Genomic DNA, 10133 nt, shown 5'->3' with positions numbered 1-10133 from the left:
CCAGAGCTTTGACCCTGGCATTCATATGATCCGCCAATGTCATTGGCTTGTCCTTTCCCATGCGGTTACTACAACCACTGTTGTTGGTGCTGCCTTACCGACTATGCGGTGACGATGCATGGGAAATGCTGTCGACGACTGCAGGGCCGGTGGGTTCCGATCCGTGCAACCGTTCCTACAAGGCACCCGGCGTCACAGATCGAATCCGTGCCACCAATAGGTAAATCGTGTGCCCTGCATGCTGAAACCTCCTGTGGAATCTACAATCAGCATTGATAATAAGCGTACAGCGAAGTTCCAGCAATCCAATGAACGCGACCACTATTTGACCAGGTGCTTCCATTTTGCGGACGCCACAAGCATCCAAAATAAACGTGCCTATGACAAGACAGGCGAAGCCAGACGAGATTGATCTCAAATTTTCCGAGATTTATGTTGAGGTTCCTTTGGGATGTTTCCTCAAATCGCTCATTCACCATCCTGGCGAATCGCAGCCCACGAATCCGCAATCAGCATATTCAGATAGCCCCCCCCCCTACAAGCTTCCATTCCATATCCGACTGTTGCGCCCATGCATTGAGGTCTCTGTCATATACTTTGCCTCAAAGACAAGCAAGAGACAGAATTCTTGGATATGTCGGCCAAAAGGGGTGAGGAAATGACCAATCGAGTAGCACTCGTCACTGGAGCCACCAGCGGCATAGGGTATGAAACTACTCGACTTCTCGCCGACCGTGGATACCAGGTATATGCGGCAGGACGACGTGTCGAACGACTGAAGCAGCTTGGCAACAAGGGGGTGACGGCTGTGCAGATGGATCTGACCGATTCTGCATCCATCGAGAAGGCTGTCGCACGAATTCTGCAGAAGGAAAAGCGCGTCGACCTGCTGGTCAACAACGCCGGCTACGGCTCCTATGGCCCGGTCGAGCAGGTCTCCATCGAAGAGGTCCGTCGACAATTCGAGGTCAACCTCTTCGGCCTTGCCCGCTTGACCCAGCTGGTACTGCCCGCCATGCGCCGAGCCAGACGCGGCCGGGTCGTCAACACCTCATCCATGGCGGGCCGGATGGTCACCTATATGGGTGCCTGGTACCATGCCACCAAGTATGCCCTTGAAGCCTTCAGCGACGCATTGCGTATGGAGATGCGGCCCTTCGGCATCGACGTGGTCCTGATCGAGCCTGGGGCCATCGCCACCAACTGGGGTGCGATCGCCGCCGACCATCTTCAGTCAGTCACCCGCAAAAGCGCCTATCAAAAGTCGGGGTTTCGAGCTGCTAACGGACTGCGCAAGCTCTATTGCAGCAGACATTTGACCCAGCCATCCGTTATCGCCAGGGCCATTGTCCATGCCTCGATAGTACGCCATCCTCGTCCACGCTACCTTCTGGGCTTCGGAGCCAAACCCTTGATCGCCCTTCATTCCCTGCTCCCCACCCGTGCCTGGGACTACCTGATGGTCCATGCCAAGGACCTCTAACGCTAAAACTATATGCCAGAGCGGTACACAATTAAAGCCAGATGTGCGCAAGGAAGTTTAAGTTTAGTGAGATAAAATTCTGACCTAGCTACTGTGGAATACCAAGAGTCTGATATACCTCACTTTCCTTGCCTAAGGCTGCTGTTGATGAGGGCAGCCGTGTCAACGACATTGGGTTGGGGTATTGCAAGTACTTTGCCGTGCCAATTCGTTGATATTTGTCTTAGTTACTGACTTCCCCCAAACAAAGCAATTGCTTTAAGTGCCTTTGAGCAATGGACGGTTATAATCTAATTAATTATCGTCAGTTATTAGCGTGCAGCCGGCATGTCTTTCGATAGGGGGTTTCGTTGAAGCCTGAAGAATCTGAGTTCAGCGCCGATCCGGACTCGCCCTTGGCATTTTTCCGGAACGGAATAAGGAATGGCATCTCTAAAAGCAATACCGCCATTAAAGACATGGTTCATGCACTGGAACGTGAATCCTCCGAATTTGCCTTGGCTCATAAAGCCATGAATAACGATTTTCGTCTGGTGGTAGATGTTCCAAAAAATACTCTCGATGCCATCGCTAATGGTGACATCAAGCTAACTACCGATAGAGCAGGCAACACCTTTGCCCAACTTTTAGATCCTAACGGGCGATATGGAAAGAAATTGCCCATCAAGCGCGAGGATTTCAGTGAGGGAATTGATCCCTTTCAAGCGGCGAACGCAATACAACTCAGGGCAATTCAAGGTCAGCTTGAAGACATCGCCCGCCAAATTGCAGTCATAGATGTGCGCGTGCAGGAAGTTCTCGAGAGGCAACAGAACGACAGGCTCGGCATCCTACAGAGCGGTATGCGCCTTTATCTGCAAGCCCGTGAAGTTGACGATGAAACTCTTAGAAAGCTCCTTATATCTCAGGCCTTGCGCGCTCTATCGGACGCAGAGGCCCAACTCGAGTTGGAAATGGAGTCTGACGTAAAATATCTCGCTAATGGCGACTACGAGCATGAAAAAGGCAGACGTACAAAACTCATCGATGAAAGAATGGAGAGCATCAACGGTTGCTTTCCTGCCATACACAAGGCGTCAATTGCCAGAGCGGCCATTTTTTGCGAGCAAGGAGAGCCCAAGGCCATGGCGAAAGCCTTGGAAACATATTCGCACTTTATCAAGTCGACTGTGGGAGACAATGCCGGCCTTCTAGCAGAATGCGATCGCTCCGATACAGGAACAGAACAGGGAATTTGGCGATCTCGAGCCGCACTTCAACTTGACGTTTCCAATCTAAGCAAATCCCTAGCATTGCCCGAGAAGCACTTGTACCTTAAGTTATCTGCTGAACGGATGAGATCCATGAAGAGCGTTAGAGGTTGCACCAACCAGGAATGTGACTCTTACAAAGAGAACGTCCATTATAAAAAAGACTTCGATTACTGTCCGAAATGCGGCTCACAACTGATGGCCGTATGCAGATCCCGTAGTTGCCACACTTTCCTCGATAACCCGGATGGTATTTACTGTGCTCGCTGTCTAGCAAAAAGAAAAGACAGCGCAGATCATGCGAAGAAAAACATCACCGCCATCGGCGGAGGCTTGTTGGTAGCTGGTAGTTTCGTCGCAAAAAATAGCAAGACAATTATTTCAGTTGCAGCGAAAGCGATCAAATTTCTTCCAAAATAAGGGTTCACGCAAACACGGTATTCGTCAAACATCTGCTTTCACAGTTGTCAAAGCACCGCTATAAGTATGACTGAACCTATAACCTGCATAAACCCCCAAACACAGAAGTCCCATTTTGTGAAGTCGCCGAGACTGTGAAGCTAAACAAGTAGCTAGCAAAGGGACCTTGTCGGACGGGAATGGTACCCCTTCGACAAGGTTCCTTGGCTGATTCATAGAATTCCGATTCCTTAGGCCTCCAAAGCTCGCGCTCCCAGTAGTGCTTGCTCAGCAGCCATGGGAACTCGTCCCAATCCATCCAGACCGACGTTGAGCAGATAGTTGATGCCGTACTTGTTCAGATGGGCCTTGTAATCGTGAATGGTCTGCGGGCTCTTCCAGTTTTGGTCATGATATGAGAATCCCCAGGAATCGTTGATGGTCCCGGCGGTCTCGTAGAGGCCAAGCTTTGAGGGCTTGAATCCTTCGATCGAGTTGTAATCGACATTTCCATCCGAGACGGCCTTGTCGCTGGCATCCGAATCTTCGGGAATCTCGTTGTCCCCCAAAGAGACATAGTCATAGCGGCCGTTGCCCAGCCTGGAATTGATCAGACAGTCGGGCTGCAGGCGCTTGACTGTATCGTAGATGGTCTGGCTCTGCTCATCGCTGAGGGTCATAGGAACATCGAACCAAGCGACCGATATTTCCCCGTAGTTGCTCATGATCTCTTCAATCTGCGGCATGATCTTGTGCTCGAATGCCCGATTGTAGTTCTTCTGCCCCTTGAAGTCCCAGCTGTTGTCCCAGGTGGTGCCTGCCGTCTCAATATCGTTCGAGAGGTATCCGCCCCCATCCGGTTCATGCCAGTCCAGGTCCTGCGAATAGTAGAGACCAAATCGCAGACCAGCCTTGCGGCACGCCAATGACAGCTCACCAATCACATCCCTGTGGAACGGCGTCGCGTCATAAACATTGTAGGGATCCACCAACGACCGGTACATGGCGAAGCCGTCATGATGCTTTGTGGTGACGACCAGGTACTGCATGCCGCAGCGCTTGGCCAGATCGACTATGGCATCGGCGTCAAAGTAGATCGGGTTGAAGGCCTTGGTAAGGCGTTCGTATTCCTTGTTGGGAATCTGAAGCTTAGATTGGATCCACTCTGCATAGTTGCTTGACGACTTCCCCTGGTACTCCCCTCCCAGGAGTGAATAGAGACCCCAGTGAATCATCATTCCGTACTTGGCTTGCTTGAACCATTCCACGGTATCGCTCATTATTTACCTCTGTTTCTGTTGATTGATACGAGTCGCAATGACCACTCTCAGATGGTCAGCTTGTCCTTCTTGACGACGAAGGCATCATAAAGGGCCAAAATCACGTAGCAGATACCTGCGCACATGATCATGAAACCTGGGTCTTTATTGCCAAGCACCCCGCCCAAGGCTTGGAAGAAGTAGGGAGCCACCAGGGAGCCGATGTTGATGCCGATTAGGATGATCGAAGTGGTCAGGTTCATGGAGCCCTTGGGCGAATAGGCCACCATGCGGGCAGTCAGAGCAGGATTGATGATGCCATTGCAGAACCCTGCGACCAGGACCAGAACCAGCAAGATCGGAATAGAGTTGGTGAAGGGCATAGCGATCATGACCACTGCCGTCAGAACCTCGAAGATGAAGACGGTGTATCGTCCGCACCACTTGGCGAGTTGTTCGAAGGCGATGCCTGAGATGATCGAGCAGAGTACCAGGAAGCCGAAGATCCTGGTGGCATCAGCTGCAGAGCCTATGTGTGAATCGACCATATGGCTGGCCAGTTTCAGGGAGATAGCCGAATAGAAGAGGCAGACGAAGAGGAAGAGGATGGCCAGCTGGATGACGCCGCCGTTGGTAGACGGCTTGATGGAAGTGTCTTCCTCAACCTCCTTGCCATCCTCCACGATGACTCGGTCAAGCCGCTTGGGGACGAAAAGGGAGACAAGGACGATTGGAACGATCAGGAAGAGGAAGACCAGATAAGTGGCATGCCAGGAGATATTGATCAGGAATCCTGCAATGAAGAGCATGATCGAATCGCCGATGGCGCCGACGGAGTTCCTCCAACCCAAAAGCCTGTTCCTGATTTTCTCAGGGAAGACATCAGTGATGTAGGAGACGCTTAGCGGGGTGAAGATGCCCATGCCCACGCCGAACATGGCCCTCGACAGGAAAATGGCTGGGTAGTTGTAGAAGAAGGCAGGGATGACTCCGAAGACCAAGGAGACGATGAGCCCCAAAAGGACCGTGTACTTCTTGCCCAGCTTGTTGGATATGAGGCCGCTGACCACTGTTCCCAGCAGGACGCCTCCCGTGGGGATGACGACCAATAGCTCTACGTTGGCCTCCGAGATATTGGAGAAGTACTCCTTCATCAGCGGGATGGTCCCCGAGACGGCGTTCGAAACCGACATCAGGAATGATATGGATAAGATGCCCAACATCAAAATCGGTGAACTGGTGTTCACCTGTTTCTCTTTTGACTCCATGAAAGTCCCTTCCTCGGAACTGTCATCGCATTCGCATTTACGATGGCGAGCACTTGATTGACTCATGTACTGCACACAACTAGATTCAATGAACCATCTTGGTCCCGAACTATTTCAATAGATAATAGTTTGTTAATAGTATATATCAAATTGGAAACTGTACATGCCGAAGGTGTTGCGTCACGCAGAATCGGCCGGATCTGCCATCCAGCGTTCACCAAACAAATTGTTGGAACTCGGCCTTTTAAGCCTGCCTTAAGGTATGTACGCAAAAGCTGATGCTGATAAAACAATAGGAGCGCTGGCAAGACATTCCGAAACAAAAGTATCTTTATTAATTATCATTGACAGAAGAGATAAGGCAGAGGACATCGTTGCTGTCTGCATGCGGGCGAGGTAAGCCCGCTACTGACGGCTGTCCCCTCAGGAGCATGGTCCATCAGCTCGATCATTCATCGACCGGCTGAGGTCTCGCCTGCTCTTCTGCTTAAAAACAGTTTTTGTGATCCACCCAAGAGCAGTCAACGACCGCACCGATAGAAAGAACCAAGGAAATGAGTGATTCATCCTCACAGATAGTCAGCCACGATCAATCCACATGGGCCTCTATTGCCACATGGCGGATGGCCTATGAAGGGATGGTCAAGTCAAATTCCGATCTTGAAGAGGATGGCCATGCGGGCGATGCTGTTGAGACACTGATCCGTGAGGTTGAGGCCAACCCCGATTACACCTCCGTCGGTTATGGTGCTTTGCCCAACCGGGAAGGTGAGATGGAGATGGACGCCGCCTTCATGGACGGGAACAGCATGGCTTTGGGAGCCGTGGCCGGCATCCAGCATGTACTCCACCCCATATCCGTGGCCAGGCAGCTGAGTCGACGCCATACCAGCAGCTTTCTGGTCGGGCAGGGGGCGACTCGTTACGCCCAGGTCAGCGGGTTCGAAATGCGCAATATGCTGACGGACAGGGCCAGAAAGCGCTGGGAGCTGGAAGCCGCCAAAACCACAACACCGGAGTCTGCAGGCCCCTATCGAGGGCACGATACGGTCGGGGCCATCTCCTTGGATGCACATGGTTCGATGGCTGCCGGCACATCAACATCGGGTCTCTTCATGAAGGAACCTGGCAGAGTAGGCGATTCTCCCCTACCCGGCTCGGGCTTTTATGTGGACAGCACCATCGGCGGGGCGGCCGCCACCGGGCTGGGAGAAGACATCATGAAAGGGTGCCTCTCCTATCGGATCGTCGCCCTGATGGGAAGCGGCTTGAGCCCGCAGGAAGCCTGCGATTCTGCAGTCTACAAATTTGACGACCTCCTGAGGAACCGCTACGGCAAAGTAGGCGAGATCTCAATGATCGCTCTCAACAAGAGAGGGGAATGGGGGGTCGCCACAAACGTAGAATTCACCTTCTGCACAGCTAAGAAAGACGAGCAAATACGAATACTCATGGCCAATCCGGACGGCGAGGGCGGAACACGAATCGAACCAGTGACCAAGGAATGGTTGCAGGAATATGAACGCTCGCTCAAGGCGTCCATCAAATAACCATTTATCATTCTTGACTGATTAGTCAATTAATGCTATCTTGACGGGCATGGGTCGCAAGAGAAGTTTCGATGATGATGAGGTACTTGCCCGTGCCCGCGAGGTTTTCCTGGAGCATGGCTATGAGGGCACATCGATTGATGCTCTCGTCAAGGCCACGGGTCTGCTCCGGGGCAGTCTCTACGGTGCCTTCGGCAGCAAGCGCGGCATGTTCGTGGCTGCGTTACGTGATGCAACGGATTCTGAGTCGGGCGATTCAGGAGTGCTCAATCTGGTATTGGTGGCACTCATGGAGCTGTCAGATCATGATCTTGAGGTTCGTGGGCTGGTCAGGGATTACCTTGCGAAGCTGTCCAGCTCGGGATATGACGATACTAATGCTGTGGCCCTTGATATCGCCACGCTCCTTGGCGAGACGCTGCTGCAGCGTGCACATATTCGTCTGCAGCCTGATGACGAAAGAAGATAAGTCATGAACAACAAGGTGGCAATTGTCGGGCGGACGCTGGAAGTTGAACCGCAGGGTTTGGATAAGATGTGGTCGTTCACAGGGAAACTGGTGGTGCCGCTCGAGCATGTTCTGGGTGCGAGCGAGGATCCGGGCATTCTTGATGATGCCAAAGGCCTGCGTGCGCCCGGCCTTCATGTTCCCGGTAAATGGGCCGGCACATACATTGAGCATGGGGAAAAGACATTCTGGAATGTCACCAGACCGGAAAGCCCCATTGTCATCCAACTCAAGGGTGAGCGCTATGACCGACTGGTGCTCGGGGTGGAACAACCCCGCGAGCTGGTCAACCAGATTAACGCGGCCATCACAAAGCAGTAAACAATGAATTGCAGCACCTGAGTTCTTCTATCGACTATCGGAATTCAATAGCCCGAGAACCAAATAACTGGGCCGACAAGTCATATGTGACTATACAGTCTTCGACGTATTGCCATATGGCTCGTCGGCCTAGATGCTCACTCCCACTCAATGGTTGCCGGCGGCTTGGATGTGCAGTCCAGGACCACACGGTTGATGCCCGGGCACTCGTTGGTAATGCGTGTGGAAATAGTGGCCAGCACGTCATAGGGCAGACGTGTCCAGTCGGCAGTCATGGCATCCTCAGAGGAAACCGGACGCAGCACGATCGGCGAGCCATAGGTGCGCTCGTCGCCCTGCACACCTACCGAATGCACATTGGCCAGCAGCACCACCGGGCACTGCCAGATCTGCCGGTCCAGCCCAGCCTTGGACAGCTCTTCGCGGGCAATGGCGTCCGCCTCGCGCAGGGTCTCCAGACGTTCCCGGGTAATCTCGCCGATGATGCGGATTCCCAGACCAGGGCCGGGGAAGGGTTGACGCCAGACAATCTGGTCAGGCAGGCCCAGTTCGGTACCGATGGCCCGTACCTCATCCTTGAAGAGGGTGCGCAGAGGCTCGATCAGCTGGAACTTGACGTCCTTGGGCAGACCGCCCACATTGTGATGGGACTTGATATTGGCCGCTCCATCTCCGCCGCCCGACTCGACCACGTCAGGGTAGAGCGTGCCCTGCACAAGGAACTTGACCTCCTTGCCGGTCTTGCCTGCCTCCTCAATCACCTGCCGCTGGGCTTTTTCAAAAGTGCGGATAAACTTCTCGCCGATGATCTTGCGCTTGCGCTCGGGCTCGGAAACGCCCTTGAGGGCGGTCAGGAAATCCTGCGAGGCATCCACGGCTATCAGCTTGATGCCAGTGGCGGCCACAAAATCATGCTTGACCTGCTCGGCCTCCCCCTTGCGCAACAGGCCATGATCTACGAAGACGCAAGTCAGCTGGTCCCCGACGGCCCTGTGGACCAGAGCGGCCGCCACAGCTGAATCAACGCCGCCTGACAGGCCACAAATAACCTGGTCGTCACCCACCGTGCGACGGATCTTCTCCACCTGTTGCCCGATGATGCCTGAGGCGTTCCAGTCCGACGGCAGTCCGGCGCACTGGTGCAGGAAGCGGTCAATCAGATCCTGTCCCAGAGGGGTGTTGGTCACCTCGGGATGCCACTGGACTCCGTACAGCCCCCGGGAAGGATCCTGCATGGCCGCCACCGGAGCACCTTCGGTATGCGCCAGAACCTCAAAGCCCTTAGGCGCACGATTGACGGCAACGCCATGGCTCATCCATACATCCTGACGGGCGGGCGAATCCTGTAGTATTCCCTTAGCGCTGTCGATGAAGGCCTCGGTCTTGCCGTACTCCCCCAGAGCCGCCTTGTCCACCTCACCGCCCAGCTCATGGGCCATGACCTGGAAGCCGTAGCAGATGCCCAGAACGGGCACCCCCGCCTCGAAAATTCTCTTATCTATGTTGGGCGCCCCGTCCACGTAGACAGAGGCCGGGCCGCCGGAAAGGATGACCGCCTTGGGATCCTTGGCCAGCATCTGATCCAGGCTCATCGAATGAGGCACCAGCTCGGAGTAAACCCCCGCCTCCCTGACTCGACGAGCGATCAGCTGGGCGTACTGTGCACCGAAATCGACCACCAGGACGGGACCCTGTGCCATAAGACTCCTTATATATATGCTGTATCTGCCATGGATGCCCGAGAGCGACGATTCGAGGCCCTCGAACAAGTCCAGTATGGTTGCAGTTTTCGACAATGCTACCGTCATTGAGCCCAGATCGGCAGCCCCAATGGAAGTTCATATCTGCAAGCAGACAATTCCCTCGCATTTTCTCACAAGAGCGAACACACACTGCAAAAAAACGTTCAGAAAAGTCTGCTCGTTCACGTACCATGTAGGCATTGGGTACGAACCCGACGGATGCCTGAAATGACACCGTACGAGCCCGTAACCGAAGTAAATAAACAATCGCACTATAGTGCAGGAGTACACATGACGAATCCTGTTATCGGCACCCCTTGGGCGAAGCTGGAGACCCCAATCGCCGAGGAGAC

General features: G+C 53.6%; 8 protein-coding genes. 5 read left to right on the top strand and 3 right to left on the bottom strand.

Annotated features, from left to right (window positions below):
• The first annotated feature begins 658 nt into the window (after positions 1 to 658).
• Together AC0AP0_RS05660 and AC0AP0_RS05655 are read left to right on the top strand one after the other, a co-directional pair.
• Complete coding sequence (locus AC0AP0_RS05660) at positions 659 to 1483, top strand: oxidoreductase (RefSeq protein ID WP_254477432.1); 825 nt, start codon at positions 659 to 661, stop codon at positions 1481 to 1483.
• A 350-nt stretch (positions 1484 to 1833) separates the two neighbouring features.
• Positions 1834 to 3153 (top strand): hypothetical protein, encoded by a 1320-nt coding sequence (locus AC0AP0_RS05655; protein ID WP_490429662.1) that lies wholly within the window; start codon positions 1834 to 1836, stop codon positions 3151 to 3153.
• A gap of 230 nt (positions 3154 to 3383) precedes the next feature.
• On the opposite strand, the gene AC0AP0_RS05650 is transcribed toward AC0AP0_RS05655, so the two are convergent.
• Entirely contained in the window at positions 3384 to 4412 is a 1029-nt protein-coding gene (locus AC0AP0_RS05650) for an alpha-L-fucosidase (RefSeq protein ID WP_490429661.1), read from the bottom strand.
• Between the two features lie 47 nt (positions 4413 to 4459).
• Entirely contained in the window at positions 4460 to 5659 is a 1200-nt protein-coding gene (locus AC0AP0_RS05645; protein WP_110413004.1) for an MFS transporter, read from the bottom strand.
• A 554-nt stretch (positions 5660 to 6213) separates the two neighbouring features.
• Between AC0AP0_RS05645 and AC0AP0_RS05640 the strand changes: the two genes are divergently transcribed.
• The 3 genes from AC0AP0_RS05640 to AC0AP0_RS05630 are packed head-to-tail and all read left to right on the top strand — an operon-like array spanning position 6214 to position 8038.
• Complete coding sequence (locus tag AC0AP0_RS05640) at positions 6214 to 7209, top strand: glycosylasparaginase (RefSeq protein WP_254477428.1); 996 nt, start codon at positions 6214 to 6216, stop codon at positions 7207 to 7209.
• 49 nt (positions 7210 to 7258) lie between these two features.
• Positions 7259 to 7678: a helix-turn-helix domain-containing protein gene (locus AC0AP0_RS05635; protein ID WP_110413006.1), complete on the top strand. Its 420-nt coding sequence runs from the start codon at positions 7259 to 7261 to the stop codon at positions 7676 to 7678.
• A 3-nt stretch (positions 7679 to 7681) separates the two neighbouring features.
• A complete protein-coding gene (locus tag AC0AP0_RS05630; protein WP_110413007.1) occupies positions 7682 to 8038 on the top strand; it encodes a PH domain-containing protein in 357 nt (118 codons plus the stop codon).
• Between the two features lie 137 nt (positions 8039 to 8175).
• On the opposite strand, the gene guaA is transcribed toward AC0AP0_RS05630, so the two are convergent.
• A complete protein-coding gene (gene guaA, locus AC0AP0_RS05625) occupies positions 8176 to 9738 on the bottom strand; it encodes a glutamine-hydrolyzing GMP synthase (RefSeq protein ID WP_445342727.1) in 1563 nt (520 codons plus the stop codon).
• Positions 9739 to 10133 lie beyond the last annotated feature (395 nt).

It is taken from the genome of Bifidobacterium sp. POST2/T3 (B1) (genome assembly GCF_058197115.1).
The sequence above is the reverse complement of the archived record's forward strand: the minus strand, read 5'-3'. Positions and strand labels throughout refer to the sequence as shown.

Coding starts and splice junctions, on each gene's coding strand:
- AC0AP0_RS05660 (WP_254477432.1), top strand. CDS start 659: ATGACCAATCGAGTAGCACTCGTCACTGGAGCCACCAGCGGCATAGGG.
- AC0AP0_RS05650 (WP_490429661.1), bottom strand. CDS start 4,412: ATGAGCGATACCGTGGAATGGTTCAAGCAAGCCAAGTACGGAATGATG.
- AC0AP0_RS05645 (WP_110413004.1), bottom strand. CDS start 5,659: ATGGAGTCAAAAGAGAAACAGGTGAACACCAGTTCACCGATTTTGATG.
- AC0AP0_RS05640 (WP_254477428.1), top strand. CDS start 6,214: ATGAGTGATTCATCCTCACAGATAGTCAGCCACGATCAATCCACATGG.
- AC0AP0_RS05635 (WP_110413006.1), top strand. CDS start 7,259: ATGGGTCGCAAGAGAAGTTTCGATGATGATGAGGTACTTGCCCGTGCC.
- AC0AP0_RS05630 (WP_110413007.1), top strand. CDS start 7,682: ATGAACAACAAGGTGGCAATTGTCGGGCGGACGCTGGAAGTTGAACCG.
- guaA (WP_445342727.1), bottom strand. CDS start 9,738: ATGGCACAGGGTCCCGTCCTGGTGGTCGATTTCGGTGCACAGTACGCC.